Origin of the sequence: Amycolatopsis sp. A1MSW2902 (assembly GCF_017312175.1) — a bacterium.
In the GTDB taxonomy this organism is placed as follows: domain Bacteria; phylum Actinomycetota; class Actinomycetes; order Mycobacteriales; family Pseudonocardiaceae; genus Amycolatopsis; species Amycolatopsis nivea.
On record NZ_QJPO01000001.1, the window covers coordinates 7,533,174 to 7,556,996 of the forward strand.

The 23,823-nt window shown below is 69.7% G+C and carries 20 protein-coding genes; 15 read left to right on the forward strand and 5 right to left on the reverse strand.

Going from position 1 to position 23,823, the window contains the following annotated elements; all coding sequences use genetic code 11:
- Positions 1 to 219: 219 nt before the first annotated feature.
- Positions 220 to 918 (forward strand): hypothetical protein, encoded by a 699-nt coding sequence (locus DMP23_RS35095; protein ID WP_336156872.1) that lies wholly within the window; start codon positions 220 to 222, stop codon positions 916 to 918.
- On the opposite strand, the gene DMP23_RS35100 is transcribed toward DMP23_RS35095, so the two are convergent.
- Together DMP23_RS35100 and DMP23_RS35105 are read right to left on the reverse strand one after the other, a co-directional pair.
- Positions 919 to 1,611, reverse strand: a complete 693-nt coding sequence (locus DMP23_RS35100) for a dienelactone hydrolase family protein (protein ID WP_336156871.1) — start codon at positions 1,609 to 1,611, stop codon at positions 919 to 921. It abuts the gene before it with no gap.
- 4 nt (positions 1,612 to 1,615) lie between these two features.
- On the reverse strand, positions 1,616 to 2,794 hold the full coding sequence (locus DMP23_RS35105; RefSeq protein ID WP_199817392.1) for a globin domain-containing protein: 1,179 nt from the start codon (positions 2,792 to 2,794) through the stop codon (positions 1,616 to 1,618).
- A 344-nt stretch (positions 2,795 to 3,138) separates the two neighbouring features.
- Here DMP23_RS35105 and DMP23_RS35110 point away from each other — a divergent pair, with 344 nt between their 5' ends.
- From DMP23_RS35110 to clpB, 4 genes are all read left to right on the forward strand, one after another.
- The gene (locus DMP23_RS35110) at positions 3,139 to 3,624 is read left to right on the forward strand and encodes a MarR family winged helix-turn-helix transcriptional regulator (protein ID WP_037808892.1); all 486 of its coding nucleotides are present in this window, start codon (positions 3,139 to 3,141) and stop codon (positions 3,622 to 3,624) included.
- Positions 3,625 to 3,662: 38 nt separating this feature from the next.
- Entirely contained in the window at positions 3,663 to 5,783 is a 2,121-nt protein-coding gene (locus tag DMP23_RS35115; protein ID WP_337824476.1) for an MFS transporter, read from the forward strand.
- Positions 5,784 to 5,921: 138 nt separating this feature from the next.
- Positions 5,922 to 7,109 (forward strand): MFS transporter, encoded by a 1,188-nt coding sequence (locus DMP23_RS35120; protein ID WP_337823616.1) that lies wholly within the window; start codon positions 5,922 to 5,924, stop codon positions 7,107 to 7,109.
- Positions 7,110 to 7,202: 93 nt separating this feature from the next.
- Positions 7,203 to 9,797 carry an ATP-dependent chaperone ClpB gene (gene clpB / locus DMP23_RS35125; protein ID WP_037808889.1) on the forward strand — a complete coding sequence of 865 codons (2,595 nt, stop codon included), beginning with the start codon at positions 7,203 to 7,205 and terminating at the stop codon, positions 9,795 to 9,797.
- 204 nt (positions 9,798 to 10,001) lie between these two features.
- Here clpB and DMP23_RS35130 read toward each other — a convergent pair whose 3' ends face one another.
- The gene (locus DMP23_RS35130) at positions 10,002 to 10,901 is read right to left on the reverse strand and encodes a hypothetical protein (protein ID WP_337823617.1); all 900 of its coding nucleotides are present in this window, start codon (positions 10,899 to 10,901) and stop codon (positions 10,002 to 10,004) included.
- Positions 10,902 to 11,182: 281 nt separating this feature from the next.
- On the opposite strand from DMP23_RS35130, the gene DMP23_RS35135 reads away from it, so the two are divergent.
- The gene (locus tag DMP23_RS35135; RefSeq protein ID WP_337823618.1) at positions 11,183 to 12,331 is read left to right on the forward strand and encodes a glycoside hydrolase family 88/105 protein; all 1,149 of its coding nucleotides are present in this window, start codon (positions 11,183 to 11,185) and stop codon (positions 12,329 to 12,331) included.
- 54 nt (positions 12,332 to 12,385) lie between these two features.
- On the opposite strand, the gene DMP23_RS35140 is transcribed toward DMP23_RS35135, so the two are convergent.
- Positions 12,386 to 15,580, reverse strand: a complete 3,195-nt coding sequence (locus DMP23_RS35140; RefSeq protein WP_337823619.1) for an arabinosyltransferase domain-containing protein — start codon at positions 15,578 to 15,580, stop codon at positions 12,386 to 12,388.
- A gap of 240 nt (positions 15,581 to 15,820) precedes the next feature.
- On the reverse strand, positions 15,821 to 16,690 hold the full coding sequence (locus tag DMP23_RS35145) for a hypothetical protein (protein WP_337823620.1): 870 nt from the start codon (positions 16,688 to 16,690) through the stop codon (positions 15,821 to 15,823).
- A gap of 61 nt (positions 16,691 to 16,751) precedes the next feature.
- Here DMP23_RS35145 and DMP23_RS35150 point away from each other — a divergent pair, with 61 nt between their 5' ends.
- From DMP23_RS35150 to DMP23_RS35190, 9 genes are all read left to right on the forward strand, one after another.
- A complete protein-coding gene (locus tag DMP23_RS35150; protein WP_337823621.1) occupies positions 16,752 to 17,519 on the forward strand; it encodes an SDR family NAD(P)-dependent oxidoreductase in 768 nt (255 codons plus the stop codon).
- Positions 17,520 to 17,596: 77 nt separating this feature from the next.
- Positions 17,597 to 18,343 carry an ABC transporter ATP-binding protein gene (locus DMP23_RS35155; protein WP_238603795.1) on the forward strand — a complete coding sequence of 249 codons (747 nt, stop codon included), beginning with the start codon at positions 17,597 to 17,599 and terminating at the stop codon, positions 18,341 to 18,343.
- A 14-nt stretch (positions 18,344 to 18,357) separates the two neighbouring features.
- Positions 18,358 to 20,781, forward strand: a complete 2,424-nt coding sequence (locus DMP23_RS35160; protein WP_443111308.1) for an ABC transporter permease — start codon at positions 18,358 to 18,360, stop codon at positions 20,779 to 20,781.
- A 40-nt stretch (positions 20,782 to 20,821) separates the two neighbouring features.
- On the forward strand, positions 20,822 to 21,385 hold the full coding sequence (pyrE, locus tag DMP23_RS35165) for an orotate phosphoribosyltransferase (protein WP_037808870.1): 564 nt from the start codon (positions 20,822 to 20,824) through the stop codon (positions 21,383 to 21,385).
- 92 nt (positions 21,386 to 21,477) lie between these two features.
- Positions 21,478 to 22,032 carry an RNA polymerase sigma factor gene (locus DMP23_RS35170; protein ID WP_037808869.1) on the forward strand — a complete coding sequence of 185 codons (555 nt, stop codon included), beginning with the start codon at positions 21,478 to 21,480 and terminating at the stop codon, positions 22,030 to 22,032.
- Positions 22,023 to 22,580: a hypothetical protein gene (locus DMP23_RS35175; protein WP_037808868.1), complete on the forward strand. Its 558-nt coding sequence runs from the start codon at positions 22,023 to 22,025 to the stop codon at positions 22,578 to 22,580. Before DMP23_RS35170 ends, DMP23_RS35175 begins: the two co-directional genes overlap by 10 nt.
- Positions 22,577 to 22,939, forward strand: coding sequence for an Asp23/Gls24 family envelope stress response protein (locus tag DMP23_RS35180; protein WP_037808867.1), 363 nt, complete (start codon positions 22,577 to 22,579; stop codon positions 22,937 to 22,939). The genes DMP23_RS35175 and DMP23_RS35180 overlap by 4 nt, the downstream gene beginning before the upstream one ends.
- A complete protein-coding gene (locus tag DMP23_RS35185; RefSeq protein WP_051728641.1) occupies positions 22,936 to 23,238 on the forward strand; it encodes a hypothetical protein in 303 nt (100 codons plus the stop codon). Before DMP23_RS35180 ends, DMP23_RS35185 begins: the two co-directional genes overlap by 4 nt.
- Positions 23,239 to 23,285: 47 nt before the next feature.
- Complete coding sequence (locus DMP23_RS35190) at positions 23,286 to 23,558, forward strand: hypothetical protein (protein WP_037808864.1); 273 nt, start codon at positions 23,286 to 23,288, stop codon at positions 23,556 to 23,558.
- Positions 23,559 to 23,823: the final 265 nt, after the last annotated feature.

Genomic DNA, 23,823 nt, shown 5'->3' on the forward strand with positions numbered 1-23,823 from the left:
TGATCCGGCCGCCGCCACGGCCGAATGACTTGGCTGCAAAGGTTACGTGCCGCTTCAGGGTTGGCCTGCTTTCGGTCGGATGGGCAACCCCACGTTAGCCAGTGCGGCGGGCGCGCACATCGTGCTGTGGTGGGTCATCCCCTGGGCTGGTTCCGCGGCGGGGAACTGCCCGCCCCGGACCGATGTGCGCGGGGCGCCCGGCCGGGCACGGTGAGCGGCATGTCGACCTTTCCCGGCCCTCGCCTCGGCGGAGCGGCGCTCGTCCTCGGCCCGGTGCTCGTGCTCGCCGGCGTGCTGCTGCGCCTGCCGTATCCCTTCTTCTTCCCGCACCAGCTGGCCGCTTCGGTGCAGCATCCGGCCCAGATGACCGCGGCTGCAACCTGTTTCGTGGCCGGTCAGGTGGTTCTGCTCTTCGCAGTGTCCACAGTGGTCCGTCAGATCGCGATGCAGAAGCCGCGCTGGGCGGCGTGGTCCGGCGCTCTGGTGCTGGTCGGCCTGGCGGAGCGGGTCTTCCATGCCGGATTCGACCAGGCCGCAACGGATCTCGCGCGGCATCGCGGAGCGGACTACGCGACCGCGTTCGTCGCGGACGCCTACGGCGACCTGCACCTGTTCAGCTTCTTGTCGTTCACGATCATGTTCGGCTGGCCGCTGCTGGCTTTCGCCGCCTATCGCGCCGGAGTGCTCGGACGGGTGCGCGCAGCAGCACTCGCCGCGGCGATGCTCATGCCGCTCGGTGTTCTCAAAGGAACGACACCGTGGTCGATCGTCGCCGCGGCCGGACTGTGCGTGGCGCTGGTGCCTTCCGGCGTCCAGTTGCTGAAACAAGCCGAACGCCCGGACCGACGCACGTTCGGTCTCGCCTGCCTCGGCGCGGTCGCGGTCGGCGCGCTCGGCTACGTGAGCACGCTCGGCTGACTACTTCAGGTGCTCGCCGAAGAACGCCATCACGCGTCGCCAGGCGTCGGAATCCGAGGGCTCGTGGTAGCCCATCCCGGCGATCCGGGCGACCGCGGCCAGCGGCGCGGGCCGGTAGTGGTTCGCGAAACCGTGCCCGGCGTCGGGATATTCCTTGACGTCGTGCGGGATCCCGCGTTCGGTGAGCGCGGCGTCGAGCTTGGCCGCGGCACCGCGCAGCGAGAGGTCCTTGCCGCCGAAGCTGCCGACGATCGGACAGGCTCCGTCCAAAATGGACAGATCCTTCGGCAGTGCCCCGTAGTACGGGGCGGAAGCGTTGAAATCCCGCGAGGCAGCCACCAACGCGAACCCGCCGCCCATGCAGAACCCGACGACGCCGACCTTGCCGGTCGCGTCGTCCCGTCCGGCGACGAGCACCCGCGCCGCCTCGATGTCCGCGAACGCCCGGCCCTCGCGGGCGAGCATCTCCTGGAAAGTCCGCTTGACGCACCGGATCATGCCGCCGCGCGAGTACAGATCGGGGCTCAGCGCGAGATATCCCGCGGCGGCGTACCGGTCGGTGATCTCGCGCGCGTCCTGGTTGAGCCCGAAAATATCGTGGATCAGCACGACCGCCGGGAACGGGCCGTCGCCGGACGGCACCGCCAGATAGCCGTCGATTTCCCCGTCCGCCACCGGAATCCGGATGTCCATCGCCTCAGTCCGCCGTGAACGGGTCGTATTGGATCTGGTCCAGCGCGCTGCCCGCGACCAGCATCCGCGACACCGTCGCGCGGATCATCGCCGGCGAACCGGACACCAGGATGTCGTGGTCCGGCCACGCGCCGTACCGCGTGACCGCCTCGGCAAGCGTGCCGTGTTCGCATCCGGGCAGATGGTCGCCGCGTTCGACGACCGGGGTGATGGTGAGCCACGGGTTGGTCGCGGCGAGCGCGCGCAGTTCTTCCAGGTCGTAGAGGTCTTCGCGGGTCGGGCCGCCGTAGAACAGCCGGGTTTTCGGGTTCTCGCCCCACAGCGCGAGATGGTCGAGGATCGCGCGCAGCGGCGCGACGCCGGTGCCGCCCGCGACCATCAGCACCCCGCGCGACTGTTCGCGGTTGACGGTCATCCGGCCCAACGGTGGACCGAGCCGCCAGACGTCGCCCGCCTGCGTGTGGCTCACAATCGCCCGTGACACCCAGCCGCCGTCGACCGCGCGCACGTGGAATTCGATGCCGCCGTCCTCGCGCGGCGCGTTCGCGGGCGACAGATACCGCCACAACCGCGGCCGCTGCGGCACCTCGACGCTCATGTACTGGCCGGGCGAATACGGCACCGGCTGGTCCGGGATCACCCGCACCAGCGCGAGATCCCAGGTGAGCCGCCGGTGCTCGACCACGGTCGCCGACCATGACGCCGGGTTCTCGTCCGCCGCCGCGGCCTCCTGCATCGCGCGCGCGACGATGGTGAACGCCTCCGCCCACGCGCGCTCGACCTCCGGCGTCCAGTCCGGGCCGAGGTGGTTTTTCAACGCGGCCAGCAGCGCGGTCCCGACGGCCTCGTAATGCTTGGGGGCGACGCCGAACTTGCGGTGGTCGCGGCCGAGCTGGCGCAGGAACGGCAGCAGGTCGTCCGGCCGGTCCACCATCTGCACGACGCGGGCCAGCGCGCGGATGATGCGCCCGCCCTGCACTTCCATGTTGATCGGGAAGAAATCGCGCGTGGCGGGCGCGAGGGTGAACAGCATCCCGTAGAAGAACTGCGAGATCTCCGGCGCGTACGGCTCCGATTTGGCCCAGGTGTCGCGGATGAGCTGCACCATCGCGACGACGGCGGCGGGCGCCTGCCGGGGCGCGGCTGAGGTCCGCGGGAGCGGGCTGATCGAATCGGCTGTCATCGGGCTGTCGTCGTTCATGGGTCGGGACCGGAGGCCGGGGGGTTGGGAGGGAAGGGTCACGAGAGCAGGGCGGCCGAGGTTGTCGGATTCGGCTCGCGCCGCCGCGCGGGGGAATTCGCCACTCCTGCTCCTCGTTGTCCACGACGTGCTCGCCGCGTCGGCATCGCGGGGCGTCTGGTCCGCAGAGTAGCCGCACTGAGGCGGAAAGCCCGCATCGTTGCTCCGGTCGGGTTACCGGCCAGTCAGGACGTGGGGCAGCTCACCGATTAGATAGTTGTCCTACGCAACCTTCGGCAGCTAAACTTGTAGAATACAAGCAAGTGGGCACAGGCCCGGGAGGAACGATGAGCCCAGCTGACGACGTGCGGCTCGAACTGCTGCGGGAACTGAAGGCGTCCGCCCAGCTCCAGCACCTGTGGATCATGCAGGCGTGGCAGAACGAGCCAGGGCTGCACCCGGCCTCGGCGATGCTGCTGTCCGACCTCGCCAAGCACGGCGAGGCCCGTCCGTCCGAGGTCGCGAAGCGCAGGCTCGTCGACCTGTCGGTGATCAGCAGGCAGATCGCCCAGTTGCAGGCCGCCGGGCTGATCGAGCGCCGCCCCGCCCCCGAGGACGGCCGCGCGTCGCTGATCAGCGTGTCCGAGGCCGGTCTCGCCCGGCTCGAACTCTGGCGCAAGCAGTACCTCGAGTTCTTCGAGACGGCACTGGGCGGCTGGGACGAGGACCGGATCTCCGGCCTCACGTCGCAGCTCGCCGAATTGAACGAAGGTCTGCGCGCGACGCTCGGCCCGTCCGGGTACTGCGCCGGCGCGCCGCAGTCGGGAAAGTGAAGTAGCGAAAAGTGGAAACCACCGCATCCGGGCAGCCGATGACGCACCGGGAAATCCTCAAGGCCTTCACCGGCCTTTTGCTGGCCCTGCTCGTGGCGTTGCTGTCGTCGACCATCGTGTCCAACGCGCTGCCGACGATCCTCGCCGACCTGCACGGTTCGCAGAGCGAGTACACCTGGGTCGTCACCGCGACGCTGTTGACGTCGACCGCGACCACCCCGATCTGGGGCAAACTCTCCGACCTGTTCAGCAAGAAACTGCTGTACCAAATCGCGATCGTCGTTTTCACCGTCGGATCGGCACTGGGCGGCATCGCGCAGTCGATGCCCGAACTCATCGCCTACCGCGCGCTGCAGGGCATCGGGCTCGGCGGGCTGCAGGCGCTGATCCAGGTCGTCATCGCGGCGATGATCGCGCCGCGCGACCGCGGCCGCTACACCGGTTACACCGGCGCGGTGTTCGCCGTCGCGACCGTGTCCGGCCCGTTGATCGGCGGGCTGATCGTGGACTCGCCGCTCGGCTGGCGCTGGTGCTTCTGGGTGTGCGTGCCGCTGGCCGTCGTCGCGTTCATCGTGCTCGGCCGGACGCTGAAGCTGCCGGTGCTCAAGCGCAAGGTGCGGATCGACTGGCTGGGCGCGACCCTGCTGGTCGGCGGCGTCGCGCTGCTGCTGATCTGGGTTTCGCTGGCGGGCGGCAGCTTCGGCTGGGTTTCGTGGTCGAGCGCCGCGTACGTCGGCGGTGCGATCGTCGCGCTGGCGCTGGCGGTTCTCGTCGAATCCCGGGTCGCGGAGCCGGTGGTTCCGCTGCGGCTCTTCCGCAACCGCACCTTCACGCTGTCCGTGCTCGCCTCGCTGGCGGTCGGCACCGCGATGTTCGGCGGTTCGGTGTTCCTCGGCCAGTACTACCAAATCGCGCGCGGTTTCTCGCCGACGCACGCCGGCCTGATGACGCTGCCGATGGTGCTGGGGCTTGCCGTCGCCTCCACCGGCGCGGGGCAGGTCATTTCCCGCACCGGGCGCACCAAGCCGTTCATGGTCGCGGGCGGGGTTTCGCTGCTGGCCGGGCTGTTCCTGCTCTCGACAGTGGACCACGCGACGAACCTGACGCTGATGGGCGTCTACCTCGCGCTGGTCGGCCTCGGACTGGGCTTCCTGATGCAGAACCTGGTTTTGGTAGTCCAAAACACGGTCGCGATGAAGGACATCGGTTCGTCGTCCTCGGTCGTCACGTTCTTCCGGTCGCTCGGCGGCGCGGCGGGCGTGTCCGCGCTCGGTGCGGTGCTCGCCGCCCGGGTGGCCACGAACATCGCGAACTCCCTGTCGCAGATGGGTATTCACTCGGGCGGCGCAGTGTCCGGCGGTGGCGGCACGTTCGCCATCTCGTCGCTCCCGCCGGCGCTGCAGCCGGTGGTGCGCGGGGCCTTCGGCGACGCGACCGGCACGGTGTTCTTCGTCGCGGGCTGCATCGCCGTGGTCACCTTCCTCGCGGTGCTGTTCATCAAGGAGGTGCCGCTGCGCCGGACGCTCGACGCGGACGCGCCGGCACCGGCTCCGGCGGCGGTTTCGGTCGAGGCCGTCTCGGTGGTCGAAGCTCCGGTCGAGATGACCTCCGTGCTGCGCGGCCGGGTTCTCGACGCGGGCGGTCGTCCAGTGTCCGGTGTCGTGCTCACGCTCACCGACATGACCGGACGTCAGGTCGACGTCGGCCGTACGGGACGTACGGGCGAGTATGAGTTGTCGGCGGACACTGTGGGCGAGCACGTCCTTCTGGCGACAGCTGGTTCGACGCGGCCCGCGGTGTCGACCGTGCGGCTTAACGGCAACGCGCGTTGGCACGACTTGCTGTTGGACAGCCAGGGCACCATCTCGGGTCGCGTACGCGCGGCCGGTCGCCACGCCGCGGTCGCAGGCGCGGTCCTGACTCTTACGGACCGCCTGGGCATTGTCACCGCAACGCACATCGCGGGCGGCGACGGCGCGTACCGCTTCACAGGAATCGAACCGGGCGCCTACACGCTCACTGTGTCCGCACACGGATACACGCCGCACGCCGAGACGATGACGGTCGGCGACGGTGCGGCGGCACAGCACGACGTCGAACTGAGCGAGGCTGTTGAACGAGAGTTCGTTAGGCACCAAGGAACACTCAGCGTCGACTAAAGGGGCTCGTGAGTGTCTGCCGCGGTTCTCACCGCGGCAGACACTCACGAGCTTTCTACTGGGAGTGGCATTTGCCGCCAAGCGATGCGCCCTCCCGGCCCTGCCTCGTCCCCCTCTCCCGGAGGTAGCGTCGAATATGTGACGCGAAGCAGGGTCGCGATGTTGCTGGCAATGGGGATCGACAACTTCGGTTCCGGACTTTTCCTTCCGCTCGCACTGCTTTACGTGACGCGGGTGATCGGAATCCCGCTCGTCGAAGCGGGCACCGCGGTCACTTTGGGCACCACGGCAGGGCTTCTCATGCCTCCGCTGGCCGGGCGGCTGGTGGATCGCGCTGGGCCGAGAGCCGGAGTTCTTGCCTCGCAACTGTTGCAGGCCGCCGGAATCAGCGCGTATTTGTTCGCGCACGACATCGGCGGAGTTGTGGTGGCCGCCATCCTTCTTGGTGCCGGGCAACAATTGTTCTTCAGCTGCCTGTTCGCGCTCGTCGCCGCGGTCGCCGGGGACGTGCCGAAGGACCGGCCGTTCGCCGAGGTCGGAATGGTGCGCGCGGGCGGGTTCGGGCTCGGCGGGCTGATGTCGTCGGCGCTGCTCACCTGGTTAGGCGACAGCGGTTACCCCATCGCGCTCTTCGTGGACGTGCTGACTTTCCTCGCGGCGGCGGGCCTCGTCGCGGTGTTCATCCCGCCCGGCCGCCGGTTCGCGCCCGCGGCGCGCGTGCGCAGCGGGGTGTGGCGCAACCGCCCGTACCTGACTCTGATCTTGCTGAGCGGGCTGTTCGGGCTGTCGCTCGACTTCTTCCTCATCGGCACCCCGGTGTTCGTGCTCGACCGATTGCACGCGCCGACCTGGCTGCCCGGCGCGATCCTGTTCCTGCTGACCGTGCTGACCAGTGCCGGCGGCACGGTCGCGCTGCGGCTCACCCGGGGCCTCAGCCGGATCAGCGCGATGCGCGCCGGGTCCGCGCTGTTCGCCGCGTGGTGCCTGACGAGCGTCGGCGTGCTGCTGGTTCCGCGAAGCTGGCAGGTGCCGTACCTGCTGGCCGCCACGCTCGTGTTCGCCGCTGGCGACCTGGTGTTCGGGCCGCGTTCCGGTGCGCTCGCCGAGGCCGCAGCGCCGCCCGAAGCGAAGGGCCGTTACCTCGCCGCGTTCCAATACGCGTTCACTGTGGCTCAGGTGCTCGCTCCAGCGATCGTGTCGTTGTTTTCCGTGGCGGCTTGGTTACCCTGGGTGCTGGTCGGGGGTTGCGCTTGCCTTGCCGCGCTCGGGCTCGGCAGGCTGGGACCGAGGCTGCCCGCGGCCGCGGTGGCACCAATTCAGAGTTGAGCGGAACAGACTCAACTTTGCTGACGTTATACCTGTCGACGGGCCTTGGTCGGGCCTGTCACCAGGTATTTCCACAAACGCATGAGGTGAGGGATGGACGCTTTCAACCCGACCACGAAGACCCAGCAGGCGATCTCGTCCGCGGCGCAGGCGGCCACCGTGGCCGGCAACCCGCACGTGTCGGCCGCCCATTTGCTGGGCGCCCTGCTGGCGCAGGGTGACGGGACCACCGCACCGCTGCTGACCGCGGTCGGGGCGGACCCGGAGACGGTGCACAAGGAGCTCGAGCCGATCATCAACGGACTGCCGTCGGCGACCGGCGCGACCGTGTCGACGCCGCAGTTCGACGCGCCCGCGGTCAAGTCGCTCTCGCAGGCGCAGAAGCTCGCCACCGAACTCGGTGACGAGTACGTGTCGACCGAGCACCTGCTCGTCGGCCTCGCCACCGAAGGAGCCCAGGTCGCGGACCTGCTCAAGCGGCACGGCGCCACGCCGGACGCGCTGCGCGAGGCGTTCGCGAAGGTGCGCGGGTCGGCCCGGATCACCAGCGCGGATCCCGAAAGCACGTTCAAGGCGCTGGAGAAGTACGGCGTCGACCTGACCGAGCGGGCCCGTTCCGGTGAACTCGACCCGGTCATCGGCCGCGACACCGAGATTCGCCGCGTCGTGCAGGTGCTTTCCCGGCGCACCAAGAACAACCCGGTGCTGATCGGCGAACCGGGCGTCGGCAAGACGGCGATCGTCGAGGGCCTCGCCCAGCGGATCGTCGCGGGCGACGTGCCGGAATCGTTGCGCGGCAAGCGAGTCGTCGCACTCGATCTCGGGTCGATGGTGGCCGGAGCCAAGTTCCGCGGCGAGTTCGAGGAGCGGTTGAAGGCTGTCCTCAAGGAGATCACCGACTCCGCGGGCGAGGTCATCACGTTCATCGACGAGCTGCACACCATCGTCGGCGCGGGCGCGACCGGCGAGGGCGCGATGGACGCGGGCAACATGATCAAGCCGATGCTCGCCCGCGGCGAGCTGCGGATGGTCGGCGCGACCACGCTCGACGAGTACCGCCAGCACATCGAAAAGGACCCGGCGCTGGAGCGCCGTTTCCAGCAGGTGCTGGTCGGCGAGCCGTCGCCGGAGGACACCATCGCGATCCTGCGCGGGCTGAAGGAGCGTTACGAGGTGCACCACGGGGTCCGGATCACGGACGCCGCGCTGGTCGCCGCCGCGACGCTGTCGGACCGCTACATCACCGCGCGGTTCCTGCCGGACAAGGCGATCGACCTGGTCGACGAGGCCGCTTCGAAGATCCGGATGGAGATCGACTCGCGTCCGGTGGAGATCGACGAGGTCGAACGGGCCGTGCGGCGCATGGAGATCGAGGAGATGGCACTGTCCAAAGAGGACGACGCTGCCTCCTTGGAACGGCTCACCGCGCTGCGCGCCGAACTGGCCGAGAAGCGCGAGGAACTCACCGCGCTGACCGCCCGTTGGCAGAACGAGAAGGGCTCGATCGAGACCGTCCGTGAGCTGAAGGAGCAACTGGAGCAACTGCGCGGCGAATCGGAACGCGCCGAACGCGACGGCGACCTCGGCAAGGCCGCCGAGCTGCGGTACGGCCGGATTCCGGTGCTGGAGAAGGAGTTCGAGGCCGCGATGGCCGCGAACGAGGCCAGCAAGCAGAACGTCATGCTGAAGGAAGAGGTGGGCGCGGACGACGTCGCGGACGTGGTCAGCGCATGGACCGGTATTCCCGCCGGACGGCTGCTGGAAGGCGAGACGGGCAAGCTGCTCCGGATGGAGGAGGAGCTGAACCGCCGCGTCATCGGCCAGGACCAGGCGGTCCAGGTCGTCGCGGACGCCGTGCGGCGCGCACGGGCCGGCGTTGCCGACCCGGACCGGCCGACCGGCTCGTTCCTGTTCCTCGGCCCGACCGGCGTCGGCAAGACCGAGCTGGCGAAGGCGCTGGCGGAGTTCCTGTTCGACGACGAGCGCGCGATGCAGCGCATCGACATGAGCGAGTACTCCGAGAAGCACTCGGTGGCCCGCCTGGTCGGTGCTCCCCCGGGTTACGTCGGCTACGACCAGGGCGGCCAGCTGACCGAAGCCGTCCGGCGCCGCCCGTACACGGTGGTGCTGCTGGACGAGGTCGAAAAGGCGCACCCGGACGTGTTCGACGTGCTCCTGCAGGTCCTCGACGACGGCAGGCTCACCGACGGCCAAGGCCGGACGGTGGACTTCCGGAACACCATCCTGATCCTGACGTCGAACCTCGGCTCGCAAGCGATCGCGGACCCGGCACTCGACGAACGCCAGCGCCGCGACGCGGTGATGGAGGTCGTGCAACGGCAGTTCAAGCCGGAATTCCTGAACCGGCTGGACGACATCGTGGTGTTCCACGCGCTCGGCACCGAGCAACTGACGTCCATTGTGGACATCCAGGTCGCCCGGCTCGCCAAGCGGCTCGCCCAGCGCCGTTTGCACCTCGAGGTGACCGACGGCGCCCGGGAATGGCTGGCACTGAACGGCTTCGACCCGATCTACGGCGCCCGCCCGCTGCGCCGCCTGGTGCAGTCGGCGATCGGGGACCAGCTGGCCAAGCAACTGCTCGCCGGCGAAGTCCGGGACGGGGACACCGTGCGGGTGGACCTGCCGGAACTGGAAACCGGTGACACGCTGACGGTGTCGCGGGTCTGAGTGTGGTCCGTGAAGGGCTCCTTAAGGGACTTAGATTCCCTCAAGGAGCCCTTCACGACGTTTGGAGGTAAGCGCGACGCGGGCCGCCGCTTGAAGGCTCCCCTCACGAACCCTTCGTCGCAGGACTCGGGCACAAGTTGCCAGCCCGGAACGCGAAACCGCCCGGCCGCAGTAGCGCGGCCGGGCGGTTCCAAAACCAAACCCTCAGGTGTCCTCGCCGTGCCCAGGTTCCACCGGACGCGCGGGAGCCGTCGGAGTCGCGCCCCCACCCGGCGGCGGAGTGCGCGGCGCGGGCGGAGACGGCTGCCGCTCCGTCATCCGGGTGTCCGCCGGCGACGGCGCCGACGTCTCCACTGCGCGAGTATCGACCGGCCGCGTCGCCTGCGTGTCCGCCGGAGAAGGAGCGCTGGTCGGAGGCGCAGCCGGAGTCCCCGCAGACGGCGTCCACGTGCGGTTCGAGTCGTAGTCCTCGTCGAACGGGTCCACGATGTCCGCGATCTCGCCCAGATCGCGCAGCAGCCGCTCAAGCCGCGACGGCCCAGCCCCGGGCACGACGCTCGCCAGCACCCACTCGTTCTCCAGCCACGCCACGCCGACGTCGCCGCCCAGCTGGTCGGCCGCGTCCACCAGGTCCTGGGTGATGACCTGGCGCGCCCCCTCGGAGTCGTCCGCGAAGGCGTAGCGCTGGCCGATCGGGCCGAGCATCTCCGGCATGTTCTCGCGCTGGAACGGCACGCTCGACAGCCACATCTCGACCGGCACCCGGTGCGTCTTGTTACAGCGCACGGCCACGACCACCGCGGGCACCTGGCCTTGGGACTCGATGTCGAAGATGAACACCGGACGGCGGCCGTCGGAGGTGAAGGTGGAGCCCGCGACGACGTTCACCGCCGCGTCGGCTCCGAAGTAGCCGATCGCGCCTCCCGACCACTGCCGGGGCAGCCGTTCGTCCTCTTCCACGAACTGCCAGCCGCGCAACTGGGCCCAGCGCTGCCGCTCACGGTTGCGCGAGCCCTCCCTGGCCCGGTCCGCGAAGAGCAGGCCAAGCCCCGCCACCAGCGCGACGGCGGCGATGACGAACCAGATCCACGCCGAGATACCCACGCCGGTCAGGGTATCGCTGCCGAGCCCTCCTACCGGGACGGCCGCACCGTGTCGGCGCGCCCCGTTTGGCCGGAACCCGCCAGGTCGCGTCGACAAATCGGCTAATCGCCCGGCTCGGGTGTCCATTGCGGACGGGTTCCCGCTGACCGGACGCCCCGCTGCGCCTATCCAGCGATCGCGCCGGACATCCCGGACAGGAACCTTGCCGGACCGCTCCCGCGCCGGGTAGAGGTCGTTCGACAGCCTTTCCCGCCGCCGCCGACAGCAGGAAGGACACCCCCATGTCCCTCTCGAGAAGATCGGTACTGACCGGGACCGCGGCGGCGCTCGGCTCGCTCGCGCTGCCCGGGGTCGCGGCGGCCGCGGGCGCGCGCGACTGGTCCCGCGCCGTCATCGACTCCACCATGAAGCGCTACACCCCGGCGTCCATCGGCGGCTGGAGCTATCCGCTCGGCCTCTACTTCTACGGCCAGTACCTCTTCTACCGGCGGACCAAGGAGCGCAAGTACCTCGACTACCTCGTCGCCTGGTACGACCGGTTCATCACCGACGACGGCATCTCCAACAGCTTCAGCAGCCTCGACTCGATGCGTGCCTGCCAGATGCTTCCGTTGCTGTACAACGAAACCGGCAACGCCAAGTACCGCAAGGCCGCCGATCAGCTGCGCAAACGCTTCGAAACCTATCCGCGCACGAGCGACGGCGGGATGTGGCACGCGGTCAGCCGACAGCACCAGCTGTGGGGCGACGGCGTGTACATGGCGCAACCGTTCCTCGCCTTGTACGGCAAGGTTTTCCACGACCCGACGTACTGCTACGAGGAGTCCGCCAAGAACCTGTCCGTCTACTTCGGACACCTCAAGGAACCCGCGAAGGGCCTGATCTACCACGCCTACGACGAAAGCGGCGCCCAGCCGTGGGCGACCGGGCCCGGCAAGCACTCCAGCTTCCACTGGGCCCGCGCGATCGGCTGGTTCGGGATGGCCGCGATCGACATCCTCGAGGTGCTGCCCGCCGACCATCCCCGCAGGCCGGAGCTGGTCGGGATCGTCCAGTTCCTCGCCGACGGATACCGCCGGTTCCAGGATCTGCGGACCGGCCGGTGGTACCAGGTCGTCGACCACGGCGGGGACGACGGGAACTGGCTGGAGACGTCCGCGTCCTCGATGTACGCGTTCACCGTCTCCCGGGGCATCGAGCGCGGATATCTGCCCGCTTCTTACGCCTCGGTCGCCCAGCGCGGCTACGCGGGAGTGCTGCAGAAGGTGTCGATCGGGTCGGACGGGCTGACGAACATCGCCGACATCTGCGAGGGGACGAACGTCGGGGACCTGAAGTTCTACTTCGCGCGGAAGCGGCTGACGAACGACTTCCACGGGCTCGGCGCGTTTCTGATCATGAACGAGCAGTTCACCCGATACCGCTGCTGAAAAGCGCGAAGGGCCCCTTGAGCGGCTCAAGGGGCCCTTCGCGGCACAGCCGGTTTACGTCTCGCCGGTCGGGTTGGCGGGTTTGGCCAGCGGTCCAGGCGACCACAGTCCGGAGTGCGTCACCGACTGCTGATGCAGCGCCGCCGAAGCCGGGAGCGCGTTCGCGACGTCGGGCGTCACCTCGTACAACGTCCCCCAGTCACGGTCGACGTCGCCTTCCAGGTACGTCGGCAACGCCTCCATCTGGACGCTCGCGTTCATCCACACGAACGGTCCGCCGCCCGCGGGCGAAGACCAGTACCGGCCGACCGTGCGCAGGTCGTCGCCCGCGCTGATCCGGTACTTCGGCATCTCGGCGATCCCGTTGTGGATCGAGGACGGGCGCAGGCACGGGTGCTGCGCGGCGGCGGCCCACTCCAGGAACACCGGGTCCTTCCCGACCACGTCGGTCATCTTCGCGATCTTCGGCGCCCGCGGCGCGCTGAACGCGACCCAGCCCTCGCTGCCGAGCCCGCGGCCCTTCGCCACGATCCGCACCTGGTCGGCGCCTTCGGGCACGCTGACCCGCGCGTCCCGCCAGTCGGTGTCCTTCTTCTTCGCGTCGAGCTTCTCGCGGCTGAGCACCTCGAACCCGGCGGGGGTGTTCTTGCCGAATTCGGCGGTCAGTCCGTTCGGGTCCTCGGTCTTGCCGGCGAGCGCGACCACGATCGGCACCGAGCCGTCGCGCGCGCGTTCCGGGATCGAGTACCACTGGGTGCGCAGGTCGCCCGCGCCGTCGCCGGACTCGTGGTAGCTGCCCCAGATCGGCGCGGCGTCCTTGCCGAAGCCGTGCGGCGGCTTCCACTTGTCGTCCGTGGGCAGCCCGCCGTTGGTGACGAAGCCCTTCTGGGTGCTGGTCAGCCATTCCTGCGGCGTGGTCCCGCGGTCGGCGCCTGCGGGCACCTGCCAGCCGGGCGCGGCGTTCTGCGGCTGCTGCGGCGCGGCTTCGAGAATGCCGGCCTTCGGATCGCGCTCGACCTTGATGTAGTCGGACAGCCCGCAGCTCTTCCCGGCCAGCTGGCGGATGTTGTCGGCACCCATGTTGTAGGTGTCCCAGCGCTTCTGGATGCCCTTGGCGATGCTGCCGATCTCGAACAGCACGAGAATCGCGCACACCGTCGACAGCGGCGCGAGCCCGAGCCGCAGCGCCCGGCCGCGGTTTTCCAGGTCGGACCGCGGCACCGGCGCGGGCGGCACGAACGGTTCGTGCTCGTTGTGCTTCATGTGCTCGATCGCCGCGATCGCCAGCGCGACCGCGGCCGCCACGAGCGCCATCGTGCTCAGCTTGATGCCGAACACCTGCGGCGGGAGGTCGAACCACGGCACGCCCCACGCCGAGACGTACCACCAGGCGTTCGGCCCGGTCGAAGCGAGCGCGACGATCACCATCAGCCCGGCGAAGAACGCCGCGCGGTTGCGGCGCGACAGCAGCACGGTCGTGCTCGTCGACAACGCGGTGAGCGCGGCGAGCGGACCGCCGACCGCGACCAGCATGCCGAAGTGGTGCGAGTGCTTGGTCGGGGCGAGCGCGAGGACCACAAAGGACAGTGCGCTGATGCCGAGCAGCCTGCGGCTCGGGCCGAGCGCGGCACCGCGGATGTTGCCGCGCCGCAGCAGCACGACCGCGCAGGTCGCCAGGCAGAGGAAGATCAACAACACCGGGAACCGGCGCGTCATCGAACCGTCCGGGCCGTTGCTGAACAGCATCGTGTAGCGGTCCAGCTCGTTGTACCAGGCGCCGGTCGGCCCGAGCGAAGACCGCAGCCGCACCGATTCGAGCGCGCCGCTCAGCGTCTGGTCGCAGAAGATGAGTGCGAGGATCACCAGTCCGGCCGCGGCGACCGGCGCGAGCACCGGCACCCAGCCGAACTGGCGGGCGTGCCGGAGCACGATCTTCGCCAATGGTTTCAGCCCGACCACGAACGGCAGCACGGCCATCAGCCCGTGCGGGTTCACCGAAACGCACAGCGCCGCGACGGTCAGCCCGACCGCCGCCGGCCCGAGCCGCCGGGTCGCCACCGCGCGTTCGACCGCGCAGATGGTGATCAGCGACAGCAGCGCGACCAGGTTTTCCGGGCGCAGGCCGTTGTCGTAGGGCAGCCAGAACGCGAGGAAGACCGCGCCCGCCGCCCAGCCGGCCGCGCTGCTGATCCGCACCTGCCTGCCGAGCCGGGGCAGCACGCCCCGGCTGATCAGCATCCAGCAGGCGACGCCCATCAACAGCGACGGCAGCCGCATCCACGGCGTCAGCGAACTGACCTTGGTCATGGCCGCGTAGATGTCGACGAACCACGCCATCGGCGCGTCCGGCGCGGCGAACCACCGGTAGTACTCGCCGATGTACCCGGCGTCGCCGCGGACGAGCGCCATGGTCGTGAAGTAGCCGTCGTCGGCGGTCATCGCGCCGATCAGCCACCAGACGCCGAGCGTGCCGAGGACGGCTATGTCGAGGAATTTCAGCTTCCACCAGCCCCGCTTGGCCAGCCGGGGCGCGCGTCGGCCGGAGAGCCGGTCGAGGCGGTACAGCGCGAGCACCGCGCCGATGAAGCAGAGCACCGACAGCACGATGGCGGCCAGTTTGATGCCGGTCGCGGTGCTGGCCCAGCGGTTGTCGACCTGCGCGGAGACCGAGAGGCCGTGCGTGTCGTCCTGGTTGTTGAGGTCGGAGAAGAAGCCGGTGAGCTGCGGCCGGTGGTCGTCGCTGACGTCCGCCAGGTGGGTGCCGCCGACGGACGCGGTCGTGTGCTTCGGGTCGGAATGCACCGTGATCGTGCAGTCGCCCTCGCCGATCGGGGCCGCGCCGAGCTGCTGGCCCTGTGAGGAAAGCGTGAGCTGACCGTCGCCGACCTGCAGGGCCATCCCGGTGACGGTGCCGATGCTGGAGTTCGGCGGGTTGGTGCTGAACAGCACGGCGTTGCCGTCGGTGCGCGCGTCGAGCGCCCGCGCGGTCGTGCACGAGACCTTCGCGTCGAGCGAGATCGGCGCCTGCGCGGTCAGCGGGGCGGACACCGCCCTGGTGCCGCCCTGTGCGGTCGGCCAGTCGAGGGTGGTTTGCTCGAGCGTGACGGGCAGGAACGGGATCGCGATCGCGAGAATCGCGCCGGCGATCCCGAAAACCGCAGCGAGCAGCCGCGCCCGACGCCCGGCTTTGCTCTTGCCGGCAGCTGTCGGAGACGCCGATTCGGCGGCAGCGGATTCGAGGTCGACCACGCCCAGCAGGCTATCCAAGCGGATGCGGGCCTCCCGCTGGGGACTCTCCCGGTGGCGGCGCCACCTGGTCGAGCCCGGATTCGCGCGCCGAACCGCCACGGTGGGTAAAGGAAACCCGCCCTTCGTTACGGCGAACGGGTGACGCCCCGCAGCTCACGACGGCTTCGGCCGAGGACCGTTTCACGATCCGGAAACGCTCCGGACTCGGTTGCCGAAAGCGGACCCGGCCCGGCGGTGAACTCAGCCGGGCGAAAAAGTGAACGGCGGCCCGGAAACTGTCCATCCGTTGTCGATGACCGGATTTCCGAGCACCTCGGCGCCCACGTGCTGGCTCCGGGTAACCGGGACACCCACGGTAGAAGCGGTGCTCGCCCGCGCCGAGGCGATGTCCGCGGCCGACAGTTCGCCGTGGAACCGCTCGGTGCGCTCGGCGGTCGACTGGCTCGTCGCGGCCAGCGTGTGCACCGGGCCGAGGTCGCCGGACACGCTGTGCCGCTCGGTGGACTCCAGCCGCGCGACGTCGAGCTTGCCGGTGAACTGGCCGAGCACGCTTTCGTCGGAGTTCGCGACGACCGAGCCCGCCGGGCCGAGGTCGACGGCGTCCGCGGAGGTGCGTTCGACGCGGCTGCCGCTCATCAGGTCGCCGGAGAACCGGCCGGCCAGACCCGACTCGGCGCCGGTCTTGCTGCTGGAGAGCGCTTCGACGCCGTGGGGCAGCCGGACGCCGTGTCGCATGGACTGGTCCAGACCGGCTACGTGCGCACCGTCGAACGGCTGCGTGTGGTGCGCGCCGAGGTCGTTGCCGGTGAACGCGCGGCCTGCCTCGCCGAGACGCAGGTCGTGCGTCTGGGACTGGCCGGCGGCGTCCGGAGCGAGCGCCTGGTGCAGGTTCGAAGCGGAGGACGCGGGCAGATCGCGCGTCGTGACCGTCTCGTCGCGGGTGAACTGGAGGTCGGAGGAGGAACCGTGCTGGTGCAGGTCGAGCGGCAGTCCCCCGCGCGGGGTGTCCGCCAGCGCCGCGGCCGGGCCGGCGAGCAACAGAGCGAGGGGCGCCGCACCGGCGGCCATCCGGGGCAGATATCCGGGCGTCCGCTTGGTGTGCTTGCCCATGCGCCGGACCATACTGCGCCACCAGCGCAAACGCAGCTGAAAAACGGGTAGCTTCACCCACATGACCACCAGTTCTGTGATCACGGGAGCCACTGCGGGCATCGGCGCGGAATTCGCGCGCCGGCTCGCCGCCGAGAAGCACGACCTCGTCCTCGTCGCCAGGGACGAGGAGCGGCTGACCGCGCTGGCCGAGAAGCTGCGCGCGGAGCACGGCGTCGACGTGACCGTGCTGTCCGCCGATCTGTCCGAAGTGGACGGTCGCGGCCGGGTCGCTGAGCTGCTCGAAACCCGGCCGGTCGACCTGCTGGTCAACAACGCGGGGTTCGGGCTGAGCGGCGAGTTCTGGGAGATCCCGGCCGAGGACCTGCAGCGTCAGCTCGACGTCAACGTGACCGCCGTGCTGCAGCTGACCCGGGCGGCGCTGCCGGGCATGGTCGAGCGCGGCCGCGGCGACATCATCAACGTCAGCAGCGTCGCGGGCTTCTTTTCCGGCCGCGGCTCGACGTATACCGCCAGCAAGAACTGGGTCACGTCGTTCACCGAGGGCATCGCGATGTCGCTGCCGAAGGGCGTGCGGATGATGGCGCTGTGCCCCGGTTTCACCCACACCGAGTTCCACGAGCGCGCCGGGCTGCAGCGGGAGGGGCCGAAGGCGTTCTGGCTCGACGTGGCCCAGGTCGTCGACGAAGCCCTCGCTGACCTGCGCCGCGGCAAGGTGATCTCGGTGCCGAGCCTGCAGTACAAGGCCCTGGTCGGGATCGGCGGACTGCTGCCGCGTCCGGTGCTGCGCAAGCTCGCCGGCGGGTTCGGCAACCGCCGCCGCACCTAGCGGTAGGGACAGCCCTACCCCGTCCCGGCGTGTGCGCCCCAGGGTGTTTTCCCCCGGCAAGCCATAGCGTTTTCCCCATGGCGACTGGGGAAGCGGTGCGGCTTGAATCCGTCCGCAAGGAATACGGCCGGGTCACGGCACTGGACGGGGTGAGCCTGTCCTTCCCGCGCGGCGGGTTCACCGCGGTGATGGGCCCGTCGGGCTCGGGCAAGAGCACGTTCCTGCACTGCGCGGCCGGACTCGACCGGCCGACGAGCGGTTCGGTCCTGCTCGACGACCAGGAACTGGGCAAGCTCTCCGAAACGCGGCTCACGAAGCTGCGCCGGGACAAGGTCGGATTCGTCTTCCAGGCGTTCAACCTGCTGCCCGCGCTGACCGTCGAGCAGAACGTCGTGCTGCCGCTACGGCTGGCCGGTCGTCGTCCGGACCGCCGCCGCGTCGCCGAGATGCTCGGGCACGTCGGGCTGGGCGACCGGCGCAAGCACCTGCCGGGTCAGTTGTCCGGTGGTCAACAGCAGCGGGTGGCGATCGCCCGCGCGCTGGTCAGCCGCCCGGCCGTGCTGTTCGCCGACGAGCCGACCGGCGCGCTGGACACCCGTACCGCGAGTGAAATCCTCGGCCTGCTCTCGGAATCGGTGCGCGGCGGGCTGACCGTCGTGATGGTGACGCACGACCCGGTCGCGGCCTCCTACGCGGACCGCGTCGTCTTCCTCGCGGACGGCCGCGTCGCAGGCGAACTGCACCGGCCGACCGCGACGGCGGTCGCCGAACGCATGACGCACCTCGGCGCCTGGGCCGACCGGACGCCGGTGGGCGGCTTCTGATGTTCAGTCTTGCCTTGCGCACCTTGCGTTTCCGCACCGGCGGGTTCATCGCCGCGTTCGTGGCCGCCTTCCTCGGCGCGGTGATCGTGTCCGCCTGCGCCGGTCTGATGGAGACCGGGATCCGGTCCGCCACGCCGCCGCACCGGCTGGCTTGGGCGACGGCAGTTGTTACCGGACAACAGGATTTCGAGCTGCAGAAGCACTCCGACAAGCCCAAGACGCAGTCGGTCGCGCTGTCTGAGCGGGTCCGCCTGGACCGGTCGATGGCGGAGACGATTCGCGCGACGCCTGGTGTGTCCACTGTGGTCGGTGAGGTGAATTTCCCGGTATCGCTGGGTAAACAGCCTCTCGTCGCGCACGGCTGGGAGTCCGCTCGGCTGCTCGGACCCGCGCCGCGAGACGGCGAAGTGGTGCTGCCCGCCGCCAGCGGTGTGTCGGCTGGCGCGACGGTCGACCTTGCGGTGCAAGGGAAGATCAATCACTACCGTGTCGCTCGGACGGTTGATGGTTCCGACGCGTTCTTCGCCGACGACGTGGCCGATCAGCTCTCCGGCCACCCCGGCAAGGTCGACTACTTCGGCGTCGTCACTGACAATCCGGCCGCGTTGCACCTCGGGTCGGGGGTGTCCGTGCTGACTGGGGATGAGCGCGGCCTCGCTGAATTCCCGGAGGCGCAAACGAGCGGCGCACGGCTGATTCCGTTGGCCGGTGTCGCGGGCGGACTGTCGATTTCGGTCGCGGTGTTCGTCATCGCCAGCACGTTGATGCTGTCGGTGCGCCAGCGGCAGCGGGAATTGGCTCTGCTGCGCGCGATCGGCACGACACCGCGGCAGTTGCGGCGCATGGTTCTCGGCGAAGCGCTGGTCATCGGCGTGCTCGCGACCGGAGTCGCGGCCGCGCTGGGCCCGGTGTTCGGCCGATGGCTGTTCGAACAGTTCACCTCGGGCGGGTTCATCTCGCCCGAGGTGCAGTTCCACCAGGGCTGGATCCCGATGATCATCGCGGCGGGTGCGACGATGCTCGCCGTCGGGATTTCCGCGCTGGTCGCCGGATTCCGGGTCGGTCGCATCCGGCCGACCGAGGCGCTCGCCGAGGCCTCCGTGCCGCGGAGCTGGCTGACTCCGGTGCGGCTGATCGTCGCGCTGCTGTGCTTCGGCGGCGGGACCGCGCTGGGCATCGTCACGCTCGCGGTGATGACGGGACCCATCGCGGCGAGCACGGCGGGTCCGGCAGTGATGCTGTGGGCGATCGGCGTTGCGATGATCAGCCCGGGCGTCACGAAGCTGACCGCGATCCTGTTGCAGGGCCCGATGCGGCTGATCAGCGGCGTCACCGGCTGGCTGGCGATCACCAACACGCGCAACGCGGCCACCCGGGTGGCCGGCGCGGTCACGCCGATCATGCTCGCCGTCGGCATCGCGACCGCCAACATCTACCTGCAGACCACGACCACCGCCGCTTCCGCGCAGGCCTTCGCCGAAGACCTCCGCGCCGACGCGGTTGTCGCGGGCCCCACTGGAATTTCTCCGGAGGCCCTCGACCGCGTCCGGCACGCGGACGGCGTCGCGGCGGTCTCGTCGTACGTCAGCAGCCGCGCGTTCATCACCGCGCCGTTCGACGAGAACCAGACCAAGAAGGGCTACCCGGCGCTCGGCCTCACTGACGCGACGATCAACGCGGCCGCGGTCGTGCAAGGCAATCTCGCCGACCTCAAAGGCGACACGATCGCGTTGCCCGACGCCGCCGAAGTCTCCCGGTCCGTCGGCGATTCCGTCACGCTCCGTCTCGGCGACGGGACCGACCGGACCCTTCGCATCGTCGCGATCGTGCAGCAGCGGGATGGTGCCGAACAGCTTCTCCTGCCCGCCGACCTGCTCGCCGCGCACACTGCCGCGGGTCTCCCCCGGCAGGTGCTCGTCCGCGCCGAGCCCGGTGTCGACCAGGCCCGGCTGACGCACAGCCTGACCGCCGCGACCGCCGGTCTCCCGGTCTCCGTCGGCGACCGGAGCACGCTGGCCGCCGCGAACGCCAAGAACGACGAGACCGGCGCGTGGGTGAACTACCTGCTGGTCGGCATGATCGTCGGCTACACGGTGATCTCCGTGGTAAACACCCTGGTCATGGCCACCTCACGGCGGCGAAGGGAGTTCGGCCTGCAGCGCCTCGGCGGTTTCACTCGCGGCCAGGTGCTGCGGATGGCCGCCAGCGAAGGCGGCCTGATCGCCGCGATCGGCATCCTGCTGGGCACCGTCGTCTCGGCGGGCGCGATCGTGCCGTTCTGCCTCGTCGCGACCGGACGGGTGCTGCCGGACGGGCCGATCTCCATCTACCTGGTGATCGTCGCGACCGCGATCGTACTCGCCTTGGTCGCCGCGGTCCTGCCCGCTTGGGTGGCGACGCGGACGCGTCCGGTGACGGCCGTCGCGACCGGGGAGTGACGCGCGGAAGTTGTCGGTGCCGTGTGTAAGACTCTCGGCCGTGGCGTACCCCGGGTTGGATCAAACTGCGAAACTCGAACTGGCCAGGCTGGTCAGCGAACTGGCCGTCGTGCACGGCAAGGTCACCTTGGCCTCGGGCAAGGAAGCCGATTACTACGTCGACCTCCGGCGGGCGACGCTGCAGCACGCGGCCGCCCCGCTCATCGGCAAGCTGCTGCGGCAGCTCACCGCTGACTGGGACTACGTCGCGACCGGCGGGCTCACCCTCGGCGCGGACCCGGTGGCGCTGGCGATGCTGCACTCCGCCGCCGCCGAGGGCGTGGTGCTCGACGCGTTCGTCGTCCGCAAGGCGATCAAGGAACACGGGATGCAGCGCCGGATCGAGGGCGTGGAGGTGCGCGGGCAGCGGGTGCTGGCCGTCGAGGACACCTCCACCACCGGCGGCAGCGTGCTCACCGCGGTCGAGGCGCTGCGCGAAGGCGGGGCCACCGTGGTCGGCGTCGCGACGGTCGTCGACCGCGACACCGGCGCGCGGGAAGCCATCGAGAAGGCCGGGCTCGAGTACCGGTACCTGCTGAGCAAGGACGACCTCGGGCTCAGCTGAGGAGTCAACCGAGCGGAAGTGAGCACAGTCACCCACAATGCGTGCGTGACGAATGCCCGCCACGCGGTGTCCCCCTGACGGAAGGGGGTGCCGTGACCACGACCAGTGTCCCGCTCGACGACGCCACCCTCGTCGGCCGTGCGCGAGACGGCGACGTGCGCGCGTACGAACAGCTCGTGCAGCGTTATCAGGGCCCGATGTTCCGGCTTGCCCTGAAAATGCTGCATCACCGCGGCGACGCCGAGGACGTAGTGCAGGAAGCGTTCCTCGGCGCGTGGCGGAAGCTGGCGCAGCTGAACGACGACAACGCGTTCGTCGGCTGGCTGTACCGCGGAACGACCAACCGCTGTCTCAACGTGATCCGGGCGCGCCGCCCGCAAGCTGACGTCGATCTCGACCTGGCCGAATCGCCGCGCCGCGACACGCAGCCGGAGCACGCGGTGCAGGTCAGCGGCCAGCTCGCGGCGCTCGACGAGGCGCTTCAGACGCTCACCCCGCAGCAACGGGCGTGCTGGCTGTTGCGTGAAGTGCACGGCCGGTCGTACGACGAGATCAGCGAGATCGTCGGCGCGAACCCCACCGCGGTCCGGGGGCGCATCGCCCGGGCCCGTGCGCAGCTGGCGGAGGTGATGAAGCCGTGGAGGTGAACCAGGACTACGAACTGCCGTGCGGCCGGGAACTGGAAACGCTCTGGGAGAGCCTGGACGAGTCCGACGACCACCAGGCGGAGTGCGTCCACTGCCGTACCGCGCGGGAAAGCCTGCTGGCCCTGCGCTCGGCGACGCAGGAACTGATCGACGAGCCCGACCCGACCCCGCCGGACCTGTTCGGCCGGATCATGTCGGCCGTCCGTGCTGAGGTGCGCCGCGGTCAGATGCTGGATCTCGCCGCCGCCGAACCGGGTTCGGTCGAAGTGAGCGAACAAGCCGTCGCGGTCGTGCTCCGCTATGCGGCCGATTCTGCCGGCGACGTCCGCGCCCGCCGGGTGCGAGTGCGAAAGGTCGGCGTCGATTCGTCGGGCGCGGCCCAGGTCGAGGTCGAACTCACCCTCGCGGCGCGACTGGGGAACACCAGCGGCGCTGACACGTTGGCCCGCGTACGAGAACTGGTGTCCGCTGCCGCGACCTCGCGGGTGGGTATTTCGTTGGTCAGCCTGGATCTGCTGGTGGAAGACGTGTACGAGGACGGGGAATGACCGCCGAATACGTGATCGCCGCCCCGGTGATCGCGAGCGTTGCCGCCCGCGCGGCCGCCGAAACCGCCGGAGTCGTGCGCCTGGAACCCGGCCTGCGCGGGTTGGCGACCGCGTGGGCCCGCGAAGCCAGGCAACGCTGGAAGGGCCTGGAACCGGCTCCCGCGGACGGCGTCCGGGTCCGTGCCCACGAGGACAGCCTGACGGTCGAGGTCGACGTGGTCATCTCGGGTGCGGACCAGGCCGCCGCCGTGGGCCGCGCGGTGCAGCGCGCGGTGTTCCGGGAAGTCCTCGCGCAGACCGGCCGCTCCGTGGACGCCGTCCGAGTGTCCATTTTGGACATCGAAGTGGGGCGGAAGTGACCGATCCGCGTTCGCTGACCGGAAGACTCGCCGACGCCCTGTCGGCCGTCGACGGCCTCCGCCCCGCGACGAGCGTGGCCGCGGAAATCAGCTGGCTGCCGACCGATCCCGCTGGCGGGTCAGTGGATCTGACCGCGGAATCGGTGGAGATCCGGGTGGTCGCTCTGCGGTTGCCGCTGCCGCCCTTGCTGTCGGCCGCCGAAGCCCAGGTGCGCAAGGTACTCGACGGGACCGAGTGGGCGGACGCAACCATCCGCCTGGTCGTGACGGACATCGACGGAGCAGCGTTCACTGGCTGAACGCCCTTTTCCGCGTATCGTCGGCTTCGAGCCACGGGAGGGCGCGGATGATCCGGATCCAGGTGACCAACAACGACGACAAGCCCCGGACCTGGAACGTCGAACCCTATGGCGACGAAGTCGTGCTCAGCGTCGACGACGTGCTCTCGATCGAGTACGCGCACCCCGCTGACGTGGGCTTCGTGGTGACTCTCTACCCCGACTCCGAGGTCGTCTGGGCGACGGCGGACGGGCGCCGCGATGGCCAGCTGCCCGACGACCTCAAGCTCAATGGGGTCACCCTCTGGCCGGGTTTCGGCGGCACCGGCTCGCCGGCCTGAGGTCCTTCTTCCGCGTTCGTCAACCCGCTTTTCCCTCGTTTTCTCCGTCGATTCGCGCGCACGGAACGAAGTCATTTACGGCGCGTCGGGTCCCTTCGTGCCGGGTGTTCCGCCCCGTCTCCTACCCGGAGTGATCCCTCCGTTACCTGCCGGGTGAACTCGTTGCTCCGGTGGGTCGAACATCACATCAGGTCCCCCTATTTCCCGCTCCCTGGACGGGTAATCGGAGTAACGTCGCTGGTAGGTGCACTGGGAAGGGGGCGAA

Excerpts from the sequence above, each read along its gene's own strand:
- DMP23_RS35095 (WP_336156872.1), top strand. The coding sequence starts at position 220 with ATGTCGACCTTTCCCGGCCCTCGCCTCGGCGGAGCGGCGCTCGTCCTC.
- DMP23_RS35100 (WP_336156871.1), bottom strand. The coding sequence starts at position 1,611 with ATGGACATCCGGATTCCGGTGGCGGACGGGGAAATCGACGGCTATCTG.
- DMP23_RS35105 (WP_199817392.1), bottom strand. The coding sequence starts at position 2,794 with ATGACAGCCGATTCGATCAGCCCGCTCCCGCGGACCTCAGCCGCGCCC.
- DMP23_RS35110 (WP_037808892.1), top strand. The coding sequence starts at position 3,139 with ATGAGCCCAGCTGACGACGTGCGGCTCGAACTGCTGCGGGAACTGAAG.
- DMP23_RS35115 (WP_337824476.1), top strand. The coding sequence starts at position 3,663 with ATGACGCACCGGGAAATCCTCAAGGCCTTCACCGGCCTTTTGCTGGCC.
- clpB (WP_037808889.1), top strand. The coding sequence starts at position 7,203 with ATGGACGCTTTCAACCCGACCACGAAGACCCAGCAGGCGATCTCGTCC.
- DMP23_RS35135 (WP_337823618.1), top strand. The coding sequence starts at position 11,183 with ATGTCCCTCTCGAGAAGATCGGTACTGACCGGGACCGCGGCGGCGCTC.
- DMP23_RS35145 (WP_337823620.1), bottom strand. The coding sequence starts at position 16,690 with ATGGGCAAGCACACCAAGCGGACGCCCGGATATCTGCCCCGGATGGCC.
- DMP23_RS35150 (WP_337823621.1), top strand. The coding sequence starts at position 16,752 with ATGACCACCAGTTCTGTGATCACGGGAGCCACTGCGGGCATCGGCGCG.
- DMP23_RS35155 (WP_238603795.1), top strand. The coding sequence starts at position 17,597 with ATGGCGACTGGGGAAGCGGTGCGGCTTGAATCCGTCCGCAAGGAATAC.
- DMP23_RS35180 (WP_037808867.1), top strand. The coding sequence starts at position 22,577 with ATGACCGCCGAATACGTGATCGCCGCCCCGGTGATCGCGAGCGTTGCC.
- DMP23_RS35190 (WP_037808864.1), top strand. The coding sequence starts at position 23,286 with ATGATCCGGATCCAGGTGACCAACAACGACGACAAGCCCCGGACCTGG.